15 protein-coding genes are annotated in these 16,961 nt (G+C 62.8%); 11 read left to right on the top strand and 4 right to left on the bottom strand.

Annotated features, from left to right (window positions below; translation table 11 throughout):
• The first annotated feature begins 50 nt into the window (after positions 1 to 50).
• Together ACUSIJ_RS11130 and ACUSIJ_RS11125 are read left to right on the top strand one after the other, a co-directional pair.
• On the top strand, positions 51 to 944 hold the full coding sequence (locus tag ACUSIJ_RS11130; RefSeq protein ID WP_449308455.1) for an SDR family oxidoreductase: 894 nt from the start codon (positions 51 to 53) through the stop codon (positions 942 to 944).
• 74 nt (positions 945 to 1,018) lie between these two features.
• Positions 1,019 to 1,522 (top strand): DUF1097 domain-containing protein, encoded by a 504-nt coding sequence (locus ACUSIJ_RS11125; RefSeq protein WP_449308454.1) that lies wholly within the window; start codon positions 1,019 to 1,021, stop codon positions 1,520 to 1,522.
• A gap of 28 nt (positions 1,523 to 1,550) precedes the next feature.
• Here ACUSIJ_RS11125 and ACUSIJ_RS11120 read toward each other — a convergent pair whose 3' ends face one another.
• Positions 1,551 to 1,703, bottom strand: coding sequence for a hypothetical protein (locus tag ACUSIJ_RS11120; RefSeq protein ID WP_449308453.1), 153 nt, complete (start codon positions 1,701 to 1,703; stop codon positions 1,551 to 1,553).
• Between ACUSIJ_RS11120 and ACUSIJ_RS11115 the strand changes: the two genes are divergently transcribed.
• Positions 1,702 to 2,019: a nuclear transport factor 2 family protein gene (locus tag ACUSIJ_RS11115; protein ID WP_449308452.1), complete on the top strand. Its 318-nt coding sequence runs from the start codon at positions 1,702 to 1,704 to the stop codon at positions 2,017 to 2,019. The genes ACUSIJ_RS11120 and ACUSIJ_RS11115 overlap by 2 nt on opposite strands.
• A gap of 243 nt (positions 2,020 to 2,262) precedes the next feature.
• On the opposite strand, the gene ACUSIJ_RS11110 is transcribed toward ACUSIJ_RS11115, so the two are convergent.
• On the bottom strand, positions 2,263 to 3,423 hold the full coding sequence (locus ACUSIJ_RS11110; RefSeq protein ID WP_449308502.1) for a C45 family autoproteolytic acyltransferase/hydolase: 1,161 nt from the start codon (positions 3,421 to 3,423) through the stop codon (positions 2,263 to 2,265).
• Between the two features lie 94 nt (positions 3,424 to 3,517).
• On the opposite strand from ACUSIJ_RS11110, the gene ACUSIJ_RS11105 reads away from it, so the two are divergent.
• Both ACUSIJ_RS11105 and ACUSIJ_RS11100 read left to right on the top strand, forming a co-directional pair.
• Positions 3,518 to 4,396, top strand: a complete 879-nt coding sequence (locus ACUSIJ_RS11105; protein WP_449308451.1) for a GntR family transcriptional regulator — start codon at positions 3,518 to 3,520, stop codon at positions 4,394 to 4,396.
• A 63-nt stretch (positions 4,397 to 4,459) separates the two neighbouring features.
• Positions 4,460 to 5,125: an SGNH/GDSL hydrolase family protein gene (locus tag ACUSIJ_RS11100; RefSeq protein ID WP_449308450.1), complete on the top strand. Its 666-nt coding sequence runs from the start codon at positions 4,460 to 4,462 to the stop codon at positions 5,123 to 5,125.
• Positions 5,126 to 5,138: 13 nt separating this feature from the next.
• On the opposite strand, the gene ACUSIJ_RS11095 is transcribed toward ACUSIJ_RS11100, so the two are convergent.
• A complete protein-coding gene (locus ACUSIJ_RS11095) occupies positions 5,139 to 6,959 on the bottom strand; it encodes a gamma-glutamyltransferase family protein (RefSeq protein ID WP_449308449.1) in 1,821 nt (606 codons plus the stop codon).
• 58 nt (positions 6,960 to 7,017) lie between these two features.
• Positions 7,018 to 9,660, bottom strand: coding sequence for an aconitate hydratase AcnA (gene acnA / locus ACUSIJ_RS11090; RefSeq protein WP_449308501.1), 2,643 nt, complete (start codon positions 9,658 to 9,660; stop codon positions 7,018 to 7,020).
• A gap of 119 nt (positions 9,661 to 9,779) precedes the next feature.
• Between acnA and ACUSIJ_RS11085 the strand changes: the two genes are divergently transcribed.
• The 6 genes from ACUSIJ_RS11085 (at position 9,780) to ACUSIJ_RS11060 (ending at position 16,935) form a co-directional block, all read left to right on the top strand.
• Positions 9,780 to 10,652 (top strand): GntR family transcriptional regulator, encoded by an 873-nt coding sequence (locus ACUSIJ_RS11085; protein ID WP_449308448.1) that lies wholly within the window; start codon positions 9,780 to 9,782, stop codon positions 10,650 to 10,652.
• Positions 10,653 to 10,918: 266 nt separating this feature from the next.
• Entirely contained in the window at positions 10,919 to 11,785 is an 867-nt protein-coding gene (locus ACUSIJ_RS11080) for an alpha/beta hydrolase (RefSeq protein WP_449308447.1), read from the top strand.
• A gap of 25 nt (positions 11,786 to 11,810) precedes the next feature.
• Positions 11,811 to 13,358, top strand: coding sequence for an ABC transporter substrate-binding protein (locus tag ACUSIJ_RS11075; RefSeq protein WP_449308446.1), 1,548 nt, complete (start codon positions 11,811 to 11,813; stop codon positions 13,356 to 13,358).
• A 114-nt stretch (positions 13,359 to 13,472) separates the two neighbouring features.
• Positions 13,473 to 14,417, top strand: a complete 945-nt coding sequence (locus tag ACUSIJ_RS11070; protein WP_449308445.1) for an ABC transporter permease — start codon at positions 13,473 to 13,475, stop codon at positions 14,415 to 14,417.
• Positions 14,414 to 15,229, top strand: coding sequence for an ABC transporter permease (locus ACUSIJ_RS11065; protein WP_449308444.1), 816 nt, complete (start codon positions 14,414 to 14,416; stop codon positions 15,227 to 15,229). Before ACUSIJ_RS11070 ends, ACUSIJ_RS11065 begins: the two co-directional genes overlap by 4 nt.
• Complete coding sequence (locus tag ACUSIJ_RS11060; protein ID WP_449308443.1) at positions 15,229 to 16,935, top strand: dipeptide ABC transporter ATP-binding protein; 1,707 nt, start codon at positions 15,229 to 15,231, stop codon at positions 16,933 to 16,935. Before ACUSIJ_RS11065 ends, ACUSIJ_RS11060 begins: the two co-directional genes overlap by 1 nt.
• Positions 16,936 to 16,961 lie beyond the last annotated feature (26 nt).

Below are 16,961 nucleotides of genomic sequence, written 5' to 3'. Positions count from 1 at the left end.
CCGTTCTCTCCGTCCGCCTTGAGGAGGACGAACCCGAAAGGAATTTCACCATGTCCAGGAAGATCATTCTCGTCACCGGCTCCTCCAGCGGCTTCGGCCGGCTGACCGCCGAAGCCCTGGGCCGCGCCGGCCACACAGTCTATGCCTCGATGCGCGACGTCGCCGGCCGCAATGCCGGAAACGCTGCCGAGCTGTCGGCCATCGCCGGCAGTGACATCCGCCCGATCGAACTCGATGTGCAGTCCGAGCCGTCGGTCAATGCCGCCGTGGAGAAGATCATTGCCGAGAGCGGCCGGATCGACGTCGTCGTCCACAATGCCGGCCACATGATGTTCGGCCCGGCCGAGGCCTTCACCCCGGAGCAGTTCGCCCAGCAGTACGACGTGAACGTGCTCGGCACGCAGCGGGTCAACCGTGCGGTGCTGCCGCATATGCGCGCCCGCCGCGAGGGTCTGCTGGTCTGGGTATCCAGTTCCAGCTCGGCCGGCGGCACGCCGCCTTATCTCGCGCCCTATTTCGCCGCGAAGGCGGGCATGGACTCGTTGGCGGTTCTCTATGCTCGCGAACTCGCCCGCTGGGGCATCGAGACGACGATCGTCGTGCCCGGCGCCTTCACCAAGGGCACCAACCACTTCGCCCATTCCGGCCGGCCGGCCGACGAGGCGCGCGTCGCCGAATATGAGGCCGGGCCCTATGCCGGGTTCGGCGAGCAGGTTCAGAAGGCGTTTGCCGCGATCGTTCCCGACGACGCCGACCCGGCGCCGGTCGCCGAGATGATCGCCGAGGTCGTCGACACGCCCTTCGGCGAGCGCCCGTTCCGGATCCACTACGATCCGACCGAGGACGGCGCCGATGTCGGCTTCACCGTGCTCGACCGCCTGCGGGCCGAAATGCTCCACCGCGTCGGCCTGTCCGATCTGCTGAAGCCGGCGAAGAAGGCCTGAGCCAGACCGCCCATGTCGGGCGCCCGGCGCGCCGGCATGGGCGCTGCTCGCCCCCCGATTGAAGGAGAAATGTAATGGCTTCAATTGCCTCCCCGCGCCAGAGCTTTATCGTGACGACGGTGGTGGCGGCTGCCACCGCAGCGCTCGCGGCAGCCGGCAGCCTGGCATTATCGTTGCCCGTCTGGGCCATGTTCGTCGGCTGGATCGCGTTCTTCACGCGCGGTCTCGATACGCGCAACGCTGTCGAGAACCTCGGCTGTGTCGGTCTGGGCATGGCGATCGGGCTGCTCGCCTCGCTCGCAATTCCCTCGCTGGCGTCAATTGCTGGTCCCGGCCTCGCGCTTCCGGTCGTCGTGTTCGTTGTTGCGCTGATCGTCGTAGCGCTGCGCGGCCTGCCCATGATGAACAACCTGCTGGGCTATTTCCTGGGCCTGGTGGCGTGGTTCGCGGCGCACCTCGAACCTTCGCTCGAGAGTATCGCGCACCTGTTCGGCGCGAGCGCCATCGGCTCCGTTGCTGGGTGGATATCGCACGGTCTGCCGGCGCGTGTCATGAGCCGGAACGCACGGGCTCACTAGGAACAGGCTCGTAACCGGCTACTCCTGATCACCCGGCGCGCTTTCGGCGTCGGCGAGCTGATGCAGCAAAGCCGGGCACCAAGGCGATCATCGCCCGGCGACGCTTGCCGCGACGCTGGGCGATGATCGACAAAAGAACCGAGCGGAAATCCTTCGCCTCCAACAGAGTGAGCGAGAACATGACGAACTTACCTGACCCTATCCAGCGTTTCTTTGAAAGCAGCAATCGCGGCGACCCCGTCGCGGTAGTCTCATGCTTCACGCCAGATGCGATCCTGAATGACTGGGGTCGCCAGTTCGAAGGACATGCAGGAGTGGCTTCGTGGGACAAGACCGACAACACCGGTGTTCAATCCCACCTTCAGATGGTCAGTGCAACCCCTGCCGCCGAAGGCTATGCCGTGACGGTGCAAGTCCGCGGCAACGGCTTCAACGGCAACGGCCGCATGTATTTTCAGCTTGAAGACGACAAGATCGCGAGGCTGGATATCAAGTGAGGCTCAAGCGTCGACCTTCTCGATAACCCATCGACGCGCGAGGAAGGAGCCATACGATTTGACCCAGCGCGGCGCCCTAAGGTCCGTACTCACTTATCTCCATGATTGATTATCGGAATGTGGTTCTCTGCGATTGAAGAAGAAGATCACATGGCCAATGAGTTCGGGTTGAGCGACCAATAATGGGCGGCGATCACCCCGTCTTCCCACGAACCCGGGTGGTCCAAAATCTTCTGGACGTGTTCAGTCCAACGACAGTTGGGTAACCTCCGCAGTCGGAAGCTTCACTTCCATGTCGAGCTCATAAGTGGAGAAGGACCTGTTGAGCGCCGGCAAGATCGCCACGTCCATGGTGCCGAGCTCCGGCTCCATAACAATCATCGCAACGGTTGCCGATTGATTGTTGCCCGACAGCGACGCCCGTGGCGGCCGACAAACCGAGAAGGGGGTTTCAAAATCGTCGAACAGCGCTGTTTTGACAGTCGCGGACGTGATCGATCCATGGTGGCGCTCAAGCAGATCACGGACCCTGATGTCGCGGTAAAGAGAGTCCGGCATGTTCGCGACGCCTTTATCGAGCAGCTTGGTGAGCGCGACAGGGCTCTGAAAGTGGTTGGCATGGACGATCAGGCCGCGCTCGGGGAGAACCTGAAAAGTCTCATCGGGCGCACATTCGAAATTGATCGCGATGCCGTTGGCATGGCTGATGATGATGTTGTTTGAAGCCGATTTCCGCGTTGAGTAGGCCGCCTTTATCGCGAGGGCCAATTGGCTTTGCTCGAGCACCTTGCGGCGAATGAGCGACAGGGGAACCCTGAAGTTGCGGTAGTCGCGGTCGCATTCGAGATAGTTGCCCGTGATGGCGATGCCCACGGAATTGAAGCCGAAGCGAGCGAGCGCTCCGGCCTCCGTAAACGTCATGAGGTCAGGGCCATCGTCGCGGCGGACTTTGAGAATAACGGACGTGTCGGCGCATTCGGCCTTCCAGTCCCAGTTCTGAGCATGGATCAGTCGGCCGGATGTCGAAGCGGGGGGCATCACGACGACGCCGGTGCACCCGTCAGGGTCATCGGGCATCGGTTCGCCGGCCCGGCGGCGCTGCGCCAGCTTCAGCAGTTCGGTGCGGGCGTTCAACAGGAGGATGCCGCCATACTCCACGCCCGCCCCCTCGGCGATGCCACGCATTTCATCGAGGTAGTCCTCGGCAAAGGCTGCTATCGTCGGCTCGAACTTCGCCGTGACTTCGCGTATGTCTTTCCAGGAAATCTCGGATCTGTCGAGCTGGGCGGAGTAGTGCTCGATGCCGAGCTTCACACGTTCTGCAGCCTGTTCGCCATACTGTCGACCCCGCACGCGGGGATTGCCTTTGACCTCAATGAGCGGTGGGTTGGAGGACGTGGGCATGTTCGAAATCTCCATGGCGGCCTTGGCGTCGACTATGATATACCTATGACCCCAATCGGTCTTTTGTGCAACAAAAAACATTTTGGTTCCGGCCATGACAGCATCGCAGCCCAATCCTCAAACCGCGCTGACCGAACGGATCTTCGATCTGATCCACAAGGAAGGTTTGGTGCCGGGCGATCGTATCAACGAACATCAGCTGGCGCGTCGGCTAAATGTCTCGAGGTCGCCGGTGCGGGCCGCGCTCAATGCCTTGGCCGAGCAAGGCGTTGTCGTCCGCCTGCCGCAGAAGGGCGTGCAGCTCGTCGAGCTCCCGCCAAGACTCGAGATCGATGACGGCGGTGAAGGCAGGGAAGAGCTGCTGGTGAGGATCGCCCGGGATCGCGATCATGGCGCGCTGGGCGACGACTTTTCCGAATCCGAACTGATGCAGCGCTATGCCGTGCCGCGTGCCATGGTGCGCGATGCGCTGCAGTCGCTGGCCGATCTCGGCATGGTGCAGCGGAAGCTTGGATACGGCTGGCGCTTTGTCACGAACTGGGGCGCTGAGGTACGGGCGGAGAGCTACCGTTTTCGTATCGTCATGGAGCCTGCTGCCATCCTCGAGACGGGCTTTCGGCTGCCCGACGGCTGGGCCGACGATATGCGTCGCCGGCATCGGGAGATCAGTGAGGCGTCGTGGACCCCAGCGCTGGGGGTGGCCTTGTTCGAGGTGAACGCCGCTTTCCACGAAGGGATCGCGGCGGCCTCCGGCAACCGGTTTTTCCATGAGGCCATTCGACGTCAAAACCGCTTGCGGCGTTTCTCCAACTATAACTGGACGCATGGCCTGGAGCGCGTCCGCGCCAATCATCGGGAGCATCTCGAAATCCTCGATCATCTCGAAGCAGGGGAGAACTTCGCGGCAGCCGGGCTGATGCATCAACATCTCCTCACCGCCAGTCGGATGACGCCCTCATTCGAAAACAAATGATTTTTGTCCTCTGAAAATCATTTATAGTTCGTGTCGGAAGTTTGGCCCTGTCGGAGAAGGATGATGAGCGCCGCGACTGCAGTGGAAGAGGGCAAACGGCATGTTCTGGCCTTTGGAGACAGCCTGACTTGGGGGGCGCGTCCCGGCGGAGGCGGTCGTCATCGCTTCGAGGATCGATGGACAAGCGTTGTCGAGGCGGAACTTCCCGGTGTCCGGATCATTGCGGAGGGCCTTGCCGGCCGCACCACATCCTTCGATGACTACAGCGCGCCGGCTGATCGTAACGGAACACGCATCCTGCCGACGCTTCTCGGCAGCCACTACCCGCTCGACCTCGTCGCCATCATGTTGGGCACCAACGATTTGAAGCCCCATTTATGCGGAAGCGTCCTTGGCGCCGCAGCCGGGATGGAACGGCTTGTCGAGATCGTCCAGACCTATCCGTATGGATACGGCGCAAGACCGCCACGCATTCTCCTCATCAGCCCGCCACACTTCACCCGCCGCAGTGAAGGGGATGGCGTGCCTGCCGGAGGACGAAGCATCGCCGAATCCGAGAAACTCTCCGCCGCGTATGAGGCCGTTGCGGACCGCAGGGGATGCGCTTTCTTTGATGCGGCCGGCGTCGCAAGAGGGTCGGACGTCGATGGCGTCCACCTCGATGCCGAGAACAGCCGCGCCATCGGTAGAGGGGTCGCACCCGTTATCGCCCGACTGCTGGACCTTTGACGGCGTCGTTCCGCTAGCGGCCGACCGCGTAGGCTTGCATCAGGCTTGCGGTCGCGCCGGCGCGCAGTGTTCCGTCTCGCGGCATGGAGACGGCGGCAAGGCGGCCGATCGTGTGGGCTGGAGCGACCTCGACATTGTGGCCGCGGACTCTGAGATCTTCCAGCGTCTGCGATCCGAAGCTCTCCTCCGCGAGAAGGTGTAGAGGTATCCGATTGCGGGGATAGAACGAGCTGTGGATGTCGGAGGTTTGCCAGATGGGCATGTCGATCGCCTCTTGCAGGTTGAGGCCGTGATGCACATGCCGCAGGAACAGCATCAGCGCCCATTGCTCCTGCTGATCGCCACCGGGCGAACCGAACGCCATATAGGGGGCGCCGTCGCGCAGGGCCAGCGTGGGCGTCAGCGTTGTTCGTGGCCGCTTTCCCGGGCCCAGCGATGCCGGCAGCCCTGGTTCGAGCCAGAACATCTGGGCGCGGCTGTTGAGCATGAAGCCCAGTTCGGGGATGACGGGCGAGGACTGCAGCCAGCCACCGGAGGGCATGGCCGACACCAGGTTGCCCTCGCTGTCGACGACATCCACATGGGTGGTGTCGCCGCGACGATCCGAACCCGCCTGCGCGGTACGACGTGCAAGCGCCATGTCGGCACCAACCGGTTCCGCCCCGGCTTCCTCCCTCTTGCTGGCATTGATCCTGGCGAGCATCTCGATCGTTCTGCCGACTTGGCCCTCATAGCCGGGGACGACGCCTGGCCTGAACTCACCGGAAGCTGTATCGCCGATGAGCGCACGACGCTGGTCGGCGTAGCCATCGCTCAGGAGGAAATCGAGCGGGACGGTGGAAAAGTCCGGATCGCCGTAATAGGCATCGCGGTCGGCAAAGGCGAGCTTCATCGCTTCGGTGAGGGTGTGGACGAAGACCGCGCTGGCCGGCCCCATATCCTTCAGGTCGATGTCCTTGAGCAAGGCGAGTGTCTGGAGAAAGACGGGCCCCTGGCCCCAAGGCCCGGTCTTGCAGACCTTGTAGCGGCCGTAATCGTATGTGGTCGGCATCTCATAGCGGGCCTGCCATCCAGCGAGATCGCCGGCCCGGATGACGCCGCGATGGCGGCGCCCGGATCGGTCGAGAATATCGTTCGAGGTCACGAATCTCTCGATCGCCTCGGCAACGAAGCCCCTGTAGAAGCTGTCTCGCGCGGCGTCGATTTCCGCTTCGCGCGAGCGGCCGGGCGCCTCCGCCTCCCGCACGATGCGGTTCCATGTTTCACCGAGCGCCTCGTTTCGCAAGATCGTCCCGGCCTTCGGGGATTCGCCGCCCGGCAGGTAGACGGCTGCGGATGTCGGCCAGGCCTTTTCGAAGAGTTCCCTGAGGCCGGCGATGCGCCCGGCGACGGACGGAAGAAGAGGGTGGCCCTTCGACGCGTAGTAGGTCGCCGGTGCCAGCACGTCCCGAAGCCTCAGGCGGCCATGGTCGCGCAGGAGCAGCATCCAAGCGTCGAAAGCCCCGGGTATGACCGTTGCCAGAAGGCCGTTGGCAGGGACGAGGTCCAGCCCGAGGCCCTTGTAGTGCTCGATTGTTGCGCCCGCCGGCGCCGGCGCCTGGCCGCAGATCACCTCGATCCTGCTGGTCGCTGCGGAGTGGAAGAGGATCGGCACATCGCCGGCAGGGCCTGACTGATGCGGTTCGACCACTTGCAGCACGAATCCGGCGGCCACCGCAGCATCGAATGCGTTGCCACCCTTTTCGAGCATGGCCATGCCCGAAGAAGACGCCAGCCAATGCGTGCTGGCGACGGCACCGAACGTGCCCAGGATTTCCGGCCGTGTCGTGAACATCAAGACTTCCTTCCCTGTCCGGCGCGATCACCAGCGGCCGCAAGATCAACGTTTTTCGTCAGAACCTGCCGTCGGCCGCGGCGGATTTCGACCGGGCGTCAGCGGACCGCATGGCGCGGCGCAGGATGAGGGGCATCATGCCGCCGATTTTCAGGATCTCGACTTCCAGGGCGGTCTCGACGGCCGCCCGGCACTCCATCTCGACGGTCTCGCCGTTGCCACGAACGATCCTGACGCGTGCCGAAGAACGGGGGGCGAGGTCCTGGGGCGGCAGATCGATCTCGATCCAGTCATCGACGGTAAGGTCCAGCCCTTCCGACGTATGACCGGCCGGGAGAAGCAAGGGCAGTACACCCATGCCGATCAGGTTGGACCGATGGATACGCTCGAAGCTCGAAGCCAGGATCGCACGGACACCAAGGAGTTCCGCGCCCTTGGCGGCCCAATCCCGCGACGAACCGGCACCATAGCGTTCGCCGGCGGCGATCACGACGTGAACGCCCTCGGCGGCATATCGGCCAGCAGCCTGCCACAGGGGGAGAACATCACCGGAGCCGGCGTGAATTGTCGATCCGGCGGGCAGGGCAGGGGCCAGGAGGTTGACGACCGTGCGGTTGGTGAAGAGCCCCCGCAACATGACCTCCCAGTTCCCGCGGCGAGATGCAAAGACGTTGAGATTTCTTTGGTCGCCGCCGCGTTCCAGCAGGTAGGCACCGGCTTCGCCTTTGATCGGAATCTGGCCGGCCGGGGAGATGTGGTCGGTGGTGATGTCGTTGCCGAGGGCCAGAAGGGGTTTTGCGCGATATCGGCCCAGGCGCGAGGGTTGGTCGGCAGACACGAAAGGCGGACGGCGGACGTAGGTGGATGCCTCATCCCATGGGAAAAGGTCGGAACCGGGGGCATCCAGGCCAGCCCAGGCTGGATTGGCTTCCGCCTGTTCGAGGGCCTGCTCGAAGTCCGACGGATCGGCCGCACGGCGCTGGAATTCGTCGATCTCGGCGTTCTCGGGCCAGATATCGCGAAGCAGTACTGGCGTTCCGTCGTTCTTGTAGCCGATCGGGTCGCGCAAAATGTCCCGATTGACGTCGCCAGCCAGAGCATAGGCGATGACCAGGGGCGGGGAGGCGAGGAACGCGGCCTGAAGCTGGGGGTGAACGCGGCCGGGAAAGTTTCGGTTGCCCGACAGGACCGCCACGGCGGCGGTCCCTTCCTCGATCGCGGCGTCCATGCGCGCCTCGAGCGGCCCCGAATTGCCGATGCAGGTGGTGCATCCAAACCCGACGATATCGAAGCCCAGGGCGGCGAGATCGTCCATCAGCCCGCTGCGAACCAGATAGCGTGCTGCGGCGGGCGATCCTGGCGCAAGGGAGGTTTTTACCCAGTAGGGGGGCTTCAGGCCCAACCGTCGTGCGTTCCTGGCCAGCAGCCCGGCTGCGATCATCAGCCGAGGGTCGCTCGTGTTCGTGCAACTCGTGATCGCCGCGATCGCCACCGCGCCGTCAGGGGGAGTGTCGCCACCGGCGGATTTGCGAAGCGGCCGCCGATAGAGGATCTCAAGCGCCATCGCCGATTTGCCGGGCGCGATGCGATCCTGAGGCCGTCGCGGGCCGGCGAGGCTCGTGGTAACCCGCGACAGGTCGATATCGACGATATCGGTGTAGCGTGGAGTGATGTCGGGATCGAACCAGAGCCCTTGACGGACGGCGACAGTGCGGACGAGGTCTTGCGCGGCACGTGTCCGCCCGGTTGCCGCGAGATAGCGCACCGTGTTGTCGTCGATCGGGAAATAGCCGCTGGCGCCACCGTATTCGGGCGCCATGTTGGCGACGACCGCGCGATCGCCGGCCGACAGCGTCGAAACCCCGGCACCGAAGAATTCGACAAACTGCCCCGACATGCCGTATGCGCGCAGCTTCTCGGTTACCGTCAGGGCCAGATCGGTCGAGAGGACGCCTTCCCGCAACCGGCCGGTCAGCCGCACGCCGATGATCTCCGGGATGCGCAGCATTACCGGCATGCCGAACATCACGCCCTCGGCTTCCAGTCCGCCTACCCCCCAGGCGAGCGTGCCGATGCCGTTGATCATGGGTGTATGGCTGTCGGTGCCGATGAGCGTATCCGGCACGGCCCAGCGCTCGCCACGGAAAACCGTCAGGCCGATCACGCTCGCCAGCTGCTCGAGGTTCATGGTGTGCATGATGCCCGTGCCCGGCGGATGGACCCTTATGCCAGAGAACGCATTCGTCGCCCATTTCATGAGCCGATAGCGCTCGGCGTTCCTGTCGATTTCTCGGGCGATATTGGTCGCCAGCGCCTGGGGCGAGCCATAGGCATCGACAGCGATCGAATGATCGACCGACACATCGACCGGGAGAACGGGGTTCAACACCGTTGGGTCCACGCCCTTTTCGCTGAGCACCGCCCTCAGCGCGGCCATGTCCACGAGAGCGGGCACGCAGGTGGTGTCGTGCATGAGCAGCCTTCCTGGATGGAACGCGATTTCCTCGGTGCTTCGACCGTGGGCCAGCCAGTCGAGAAAGGGCAGGCAAATCGCGTCGGCGTCACCTTCTCCGTGGCGAAGGGTGTTTTCCAGGATGACGCGCATCAGCCAGGGGAACCGGTCGAGTTCCGTCCCCAGTATGGCGGGCAAGTCTATGAAGCGCGCTGGCTGGCCGCTGTCTGTTGTTATGGTTGATATCATTGTGAGAGGGTGAATCGACATGTTACAAACATCATTGCACGGAGTCACAACTAAATGCAATATGTGAGGCCGCGGTCACTGCCCGCCGATGCGAGAGGAGCCCTATGGGAACTGTACAGTTGACGCCGCAGATCGCCGGCATGATCGTTGATTATGCGCAGACGAATATGCTCAAGCGCGGGGACCACCTTCCAGCCCAAAAGCTCGCGGATGAGTTTCGTATATCCCGCTCACCCGTGAACGAGGCGCTCAAATATCTTGAGAAGCATGACGTGGTGAGGCGGGAACCTAACCGTGGGTACTTTCTCGCGACCGAGCCGGACGGCATATCCCTGGATGTTCCCGAGGCGGTGAATGGAGAGATCGGCGAGGAGGTCTATTTCCAGCTCGCCGATGATCGCCTGTCGGGCAAGCTCCCGGATCGCGTGACCGAGAAGGAGATCATGCAGCGCTACGGCACGACGCGCGGCAAAGCCCTGAAGATACTGCACCGAATGGCGCGCGAGGGGTGGATAGAGCGGTTGCCCGGCAAAGGCTGGGAATTCCACGCCACCCTGACCTCCGCAGAGGCCTATGAAATGGCCTATCTCTTCCGCATTGCGATCGAGCCTGCCGCGATCCTGCAGCGCTCGTTCAGGATTGATACGGTTGCCTTCCGCCGCGCGCGCGAGCAGCAGCAGACTTTGCTGGACGGAGAATACCTGACCCTCTCCCGTGCAGAGCTTTTCCGGATCAATTCGGGGTTCCACGAGATGATCGTCGACTGCTCGAACAACGTCTACTTCATCGAGTCGATCAAGCGCGTCAACGCAAGTCGGCGACTTGCCGAATATCGCAAGACGCTGGACAGGACCCGCCTGGTCGGCCAATCGCTGGAGCACATCCGCATCCTCGACCTGCTTGAGGTGGGTGAGCTCGAAAAAGCGGCTGATTTCATGCGCTTCCACCTCGAATATGCACTCAAGGTGAAGACCGACGACAAGCTCGGTTAGCCCCGAGGGCCGCCGTTTTTTCTCCTCCGTTGCGACGGATAGTGAGTTTGCGGGCAATCAAGGATTGACTTACGTTGCAACTAAATGCAATTTTGCTTTTCGAGAGATCGGGATTGGAGCCGGCCACTTAAGAGGTTGAGACCGGCAATCCATCCCTGGTCGACGATGCCGGCGGTCGCGGCGATTTCGGGAGACGCCGGGCGCGCCTTCTGGAGCGGAAGACCGCCGGAGGGCCAGCACCACCGAAATGGGGATGGATCCAGGGCATGGACGACACGACTGACAGTTTTGCGGCTCGCGCCAGGGCGATGTTCGAATTCGGAAGCACCGCCGTGTTCGCCCTCAAAGCCGATCCTCGGTTCAGCTATTGCCTCTACGTGCCGCAAAGTGCGACCGCAGGGAGCGCGACGGAGTTGGTCGTCGCGATGCACGGGACGGGCCGGACGTTCACGGACTACCGGGACGCGTTCTCCGAGTTTGGACGCTGGAATGACTGCATCATCCTGTGCCCGCTCTTTCCGGTCGGCGTGCGCGGCGACGACAACCGCGACGGGTTCAAGTATCTGCGCGAAGCCGACATCCGCTATGACCGCATCCTCAACGCGATGGTTGACGAGGTCGGGCTCCGCTACGCGCGCCAATTCAATGAGTTTGCCCTGTTCGGCTACTCGGGCGGCGGCCATTTCGTCCATCGCTACTTCATGCTCAATCCAGGCCGGCTTTGGGCGCTGTCGATCGGCGCCCCGGGGTCGGTGACCCTTCTTGATCCCGAACGTGACTGGTGGGTGGGCGTCCGCGATGTCGAGACGATCTTCGGCCGGAAACTCGACCTCGAGGCGATGGCACGCGTGCCGACCCAGATGATCGTGGGCGCCGCGGATATCGAAACCTGGGAGATCACCCATCAGGAGGGGAAGCGGCACTGGATGCCCGGTGCGAACGACGCCGGCCGCACACGGCCGGAGCGGCTTCAAAGCCTGCGCGCATCCTTCGAGAAGGCCGGCATCTCCGTTCAGTTCGATCTCATCGCCAATATGGCTCACGACGGGATGGCCGCAGTCGCGCCGGCCACCGAATTTCTGGCCCAACAGCTTCGCTTGCGCCGCAAAGGGGACGGCGAAGACGAATTCTGAAGCAACCAAAGCAGAGGGAAAACAAATGAAACTGGGACTACCGATTTTCCTTGCGCTGTCATTCGCAGCCGTGCCCGCGCACGCGGCGGACACGATACGCATCGCGCTCAATGCGGATATCCGAAGCACTGATCCGGGTGTGAATCGCGATGACAACACCGATGGTGTCGTTCTCAATGTCGTTGAAGGACTGACGGGGCACCGTGAAGACGGGTCCGCTGCTCCATTGCTCGCCGAGAGCATTGATCTGTCCGAAGACGGATTGACCTACACCTTCCGCCTGCGTTCCGGCGTCAAGTTTCACAACGGTGAAGATCTGACTTCCGAGGATGTTCTGTGGAGCTGGAACCGGTACATGGATCCGGCAACCCAATGGCGATGCCTCGAAACGTTCAACGGTACCACCGGGCTCAAGGTCGAGAGCGTCACCGCGCCCGATCCTTCAACCGTCGTCATGACGATCAATCGCCCCTATGCCCTGTTTCCGGATGCTTTGGCGGCCACGGACTGCGGTGGCACGGCCATCGTCCACCGGGACTCGGTCAATGCGGATGGTACCTGGGACAAGCCGATCGGAACCGGGCCTTTCCAGTTTACCGAATGGCGTCGCGGCGAGTACGTCCTCCTCACGAAGTTCGATGACTACCAATCGCCCCCGGGAGACGCAGTTGACGGCTATGTCGGCTCCAAGCGCCCGCTCGTCGACGAGGTGAGGTTCGTGGTCGTGCCGGATGCAGCGGCCGTCAAGACTGCCCTGCTCTCAGGAACGATCGATGCCTCGCAGGTTCTCGACAGCGACGTGGAAGAGCTCAAGCAGATAGACAAGATCGTCGTTCAGTCCGGTTCTGCAGCGTCCAAGCACACGATCATCATGCAGACGCTCAACCCGGTCCTGTCGAACGTTCTGATTCGGCAGGCCATTGTCTCGGCCATCGACGGCGATGAGCTGGCTTTTGCCACCTCGAACGGCCTGGCGACGCCGAACAACTCCGCAATCTTCCCCACGTCGTTCTATTACAGCGACGTCCAGCGCGAGCGCTACAAGTACGATCCCGATCGCGCCCGGGCGCTGCTGCAGGAGGCGGGCTACAATGGGGAAGAAATCGTCATCATGGCCAATATGCGCGTCCACGTGCCCAGCTATCCCGCCGCGTTGTTTGTCCAGCAGATGCTGCAGCAGGTCGGCATGAATGTGAGGATCGAGGTCGTCGAATGGCCAACGCAGCTCGACGCCTACAATTCGGGCCGGTTCCAGATGATGTCGACGTCCTATTCGGCCCGCCTCGATCCGGCGATGAGCTATGAACAGATCACCGGCCCCAAGGCAACTCAACCGCGCAAGGTTTGGGACAATCCCGAGGCAACGGCCCTGATCGATAAAGCGATGGTCGAATCCGACCCCGCCGCGCGGCAGGCGATCTTCGATCGGCTCCACAGGATGCAGCTCGAAGACGCTCCGCTCTACATCATGTACAGCGGCGTGGAGTCGAACGCCTACAGCAAGCGCATCGACGGCTTCAGCTATTGGCAGGGCAAGCCCCGGGCCTGGGAAGTTCGCATTGCCAATCCCTGAGTGACACTTCGCCGGCGGGCAGGGTCGTTTCATGAGTGACTCCACGCCGGTTTCTTGTGACGGGCGCACCGCCTGCCGTGCCCACCCCGCGCGGCGGCTGGCCGGAGAGTTCCAATGTTGAAGTTCCTACTCTCGCGAATACTGATGGCGATCCCGACGCTGGTCATCGTTGCCGTCTCCGTCTTCGTGCTCATTCGTCTTGTCCCGGGGGATCCTGCCTCCCTGATGCTTGGCGACCTCGCAACGCCGGAAAACATCGCCCGTCTGCAAGCCGACCTTGGCCTCGACAAGAACATCCTGACGCAGTTTGCGATCTGGGCAGCCAACATCCTGAGCGGCGACTTCGGGGTTTCCATCACCAATCGCCAGCCGGTGCTTCCGCTCATCCTGCAACGGTTTGCGATCTCGGCTCAAATCGTCGTCGTTGCCGTCGCCTTTGCCAGCCTCGTGGCCGTTCCCGCCGGTATCATCGCCGCGTGGCGGCAGAATTCGACGCTGGACGTCTTCCTCGTGGGGGTGGCGACATTGCTATTGTCGATTCCCACTTTCTGGCTTGGCCTGTTGATCCTCCTCCTTTTCGGCCTCAAGCTCGGCTGGCTTCCGGTGCTCGGATATGTGTCGATCACGGAGAACGTCACGGCCGGGCTGATCTATTTGATCATGCCGATCATGACGCTCTTCCTCCATGAGATGGGCGTCATCATCCGGATGTCACGGTCCTCGACATTGGAGGTTCTGCGCCTCGACTACGTGACCCATGCTCGGGCCAAGGGGCTTTCGGAAGCGGCCGTGCTGCTTCGCCACGTGTTCCGCAACTCTTTCGGGCCGACCTGGACGCTGCTCGGTCTCGTGTTGGGCAATCTGCTCGGCGGGATCGCCGTCGTGGAGATCGTCTTTACGGTGCCCGGTCTCGGCCGCCTGCTCGTGGATGCGATCTTCGCCCGGGACTATCCGGTCATTCAGGGCTGCCTTCTGTTCGTGGCCGGCACCTACGTCATCGTCAACCTTGTGGTCGACCTCGTCTATCCCGTTTTCGATCCCCGAGTTACGACCGAATGAAACGACTTGCTCCCAACGCCCTCATCGGCGGAACCATCATTGGCTTCATGCTCATCGTCGCGGTGATCGGCGTCTTCTGGCAGCCGGGAGATCCGCTGCGGCTCAACTTCGCCGGCCGTCTCGCGCCACCCAATGCGAACAATCTGCTAGGCACCGACGAATTTGGACGGGACGTCCTGTCCCGGCTGATGGTCGGCGCCGGAACCAGCGCCTGGATCAGCCTGACGACCGTAACCTTCGCGGTTATCTGCGGAACCACGATCGGTCTGGTCACCGGCTTCGTGCGCGGCTGGGTCGACCGGATCGCCATGGCGTTCAACGACGCGTTGCTTGCCTTCCCCGGCATCCTGCTGGCGCTCGGCCTGCTCGCTGTGTTCGGCGCAAACCCATACGGCATCATCGTGGCTCTCGGCATTGCCTATACGCCGTCGGTCGCCCGCGTCGTGCGCGGCACCGTGCTGTCGATCCGCGAGAGGGAATTCATCGACGCCTCGCGTGTCATGGGCAATTCCGAGCTCTACACGATGGGACGCCATATCCTGCCCAACTGCATCGCACCGCTAACGGTGCTCGCTACATCGATGTTCGGTTGGGTCCTTCTGGCGGAGAGCGCGCTGAGTTTTCTCGGGCTGGGCGTCCCGCCCCCTGCGCCGACGTGGGGCAACATGCTCTCCAGCGCGCGATCGTTTCTCAGCCAGGCGCCATGGCTGGGAATCTATCCCGGTCTTTGCATCTCGCTGACCCTGCTCGGCATCAACCTCCTCGGCGACGCGGTTCGCGACAAGCTCGATCCCAGGATGAGGGGGGCCTGATGAACAGCACCGAACAACTATTGCTCGATGTCACGGGCCTCACCTTGACGGTCCGACACGTGGACATCGACGTCGTCAAGAACATCAGCTTCCAGATCGCCCCCGGAGAGATTGTGGGTATCGTGGGGGAATCCGGCTCGGGCAAGACGCTCGCTGCAAGGTCCATAATGGGGCTGGAACCGCCGCCGATCGTGCGCAAGGCCGGATCGATCAGGTATCTCGGTCGCGAGATCACCACCATGCCGCCCGGAGACCTGCGCAAGATCCGCGGGTCGGAAGTCGGCATGGTTTTCCAGGAGCCGATGACCTCGCTCAATCCTTCGATGACGGTCGGCCGCCAGCTTGAAGAAGGCTTGGTCCTGCACACCGGCAACGATGCTGCGAAGCGACGTGCGCTCATCCACGACATGCTCGTGCGGGTCGGCATCGACGACCCGGAACAGGCGGTCACCGAGTTCCCGCATCAATTCTCCGGGGGCATGCGTCAGCGCATCATGCTCGCCTCGGTCATGCTGCTGAAGCCGAAGCTGCTGATCGCCGATGAACCGACAACGGCCCTCGATGCGGTCGTCCAACGGGACGTGCTCGAGCTGATGGTTGATTTGACGAGGGCCAACAACACGGCCGTGTTGATGATCAGCCACGATCTGGCGATGGTCGCCCGCTACACCCACCGCGTGATCGTCATGGAGTCGGGTCGGATCGTCGAGGAAGGGCGCACCGAAACCATCCTCCAATCACCAAAGCATCCCTACACCCGCAAGCTTCTCGCGGCCATGCCGCGGCGCGTCGACGCGCGACCTGCGCCTTCGACCAAAGAGACGCCGGTCGTGGCAGTTCGAGATCTGGTGATAGAGTATCCCGGACGGCGGCATCTGTGGAAGGCCGGAACGCCGAAGCGGGCGCTGAAAGGTGTCAGCCTCGATGTCGCACCGGGCGAGGTTGTCGCTGTCGTCGGCGGTTCGGGGTCGGGGAAAACCACGCTTGGCCGCACAATCGCCGGCCTGCTTCGCCCCACGGAGGGCTCGATCCTCTTCGAAGGCAAATCCATCGCCAGGAGCGAGACGGCTTTTCGGAGCTACCGTGTGAACTGCCAGATGGTGTTCCAGGATCCGTACTCCTCACTCGATCCGCGCATGACGATCGGCCAACTCGTCGGCGAAGCCTTACGTCACGCCGAAGCCATGAGCGGCGCCGAGAAGCGTGCGCGTGTGCGTGAGATGCTTACCGAGGTCGGTCTCGATCGAAGCCATGCCGAACGATATCCGCATGAGCTCTCGGGCGGCCAGCGGCAGCGTATCGCCATCGCGCGGGCTATCATCCGACGTCCTCGCTTCGTGATCGCGGACGAGCCGGTTTCTGCCCTCGACGTGACCGTGCGCGCGCAGGTTCTCGACCTGCTTGCCGAGCTGCAGCAGCGCCACCGCTTTTCGTGCCTTTTCATCAGCCACGACCTGGGCGTGGTGGAACAGGTTGCCGACCGCGTCATCGTGATGAAGGATGGCGAAATCATCGAGGGCGGGACGCGGGACGCGGTCTTCGACAAGCCGGAACATGACTATACGCGCAGGCTGCTATCGGCCATTCCGGCGCTGGCGACGACCGAGACCGGGGGCGTCCGGCTCAAATGGCGCTTCGAGGATGCGGACGCCGGGCCGGCGCCCGCCGGCGGTTCTGGAGGCCCTGTCAGGCCTATCGGCATTTAGAAAGAAGGTTATCTGGACCCAATGTC

The organism is Pseudochelatococcus sp. B33, from assembly GCF_053570585.1.
The sequence above is the reverse complement of the archived record's forward strand: the minus strand, read 5'-3'. Positions and strand labels throughout refer to the sequence as shown.

Coding starts and splice junctions, on each gene's coding strand:
- ACUSIJ_RS11125 (WP_449308454.1), top strand. CDS start 1,019: ATGGCTTCAATTGCCTCCCCGCGCCAGAGCTTTATCGTGACGACGGTG.
- ACUSIJ_RS11060 (WP_449308443.1), top strand. CDS start 15,229: ATGAACAGCACCGAACAACTATTGCTCGATGTCACGGGCCTCACCTTG.
- ACUSIJ_RS11120 (WP_449308453.1), bottom strand. CDS start 1,703: ATGTTCTCGCTCACTCTGTTGGAGGCGAAGGATTTCCGCTCGGTTCTT.
- ACUSIJ_RS11095 (WP_449308449.1), bottom strand. CDS start 6,959: ATGTTCACGACACGGCCGGAAATCCTGGGCACGTTCGGTGCCGTCGCC.
- acnA (WP_449308501.1), bottom strand. CDS start 9,660: ATGATATCAACCATAACAACAGACAGCGGCCAGCCAGCGCGCTTCATA.
- ACUSIJ_RS11100 (WP_449308450.1), top strand. CDS start 4,460: ATGAGCGCCGCGACTGCAGTGGAAGAGGGCAAACGGCATGTTCTGGCC.
- ACUSIJ_RS11130 (WP_449308455.1), top strand. CDS start 51: ATGTCCAGGAAGATCATTCTCGTCACCGGCTCCTCCAGCGGCTTCGGC.
- ACUSIJ_RS11105 (WP_449308451.1), top strand. CDS start 3,518: ATGACAGCATCGCAGCCCAATCCTCAAACCGCGCTGACCGAACGGATC.
- ACUSIJ_RS11080 (WP_449308447.1), top strand. CDS start 10,919: ATGGACGACACGACTGACAGTTTTGCGGCTCGCGCCAGGGCGATGTTC.
- ACUSIJ_RS11075 (WP_449308446.1), top strand. CDS start 11,811: ATGAAACTGGGACTACCGATTTTCCTTGCGCTGTCATTCGCAGCCGTG.
- ACUSIJ_RS11065 (WP_449308444.1), top strand. CDS start 14,414: ATGAAACGACTTGCTCCCAACGCCCTCATCGGCGGAACCATCATTGGC.
- ACUSIJ_RS11110 (WP_449308502.1), bottom strand. CDS start 3,423: ATGCCCACGTCCTCCAACCCACCGCTCATTGAGGTCAAAGGCAATCCC.
- ACUSIJ_RS11070 (WP_449308445.1), top strand. CDS start 13,473: ATGTTGAAGTTCCTACTCTCGCGAATACTGATGGCGATCCCGACGCTG.
- ACUSIJ_RS11115 (WP_449308452.1), top strand. CDS start 1,702: ATGACGAACTTACCTGACCCTATCCAGCGTTTCTTTGAAAGCAGCAAT.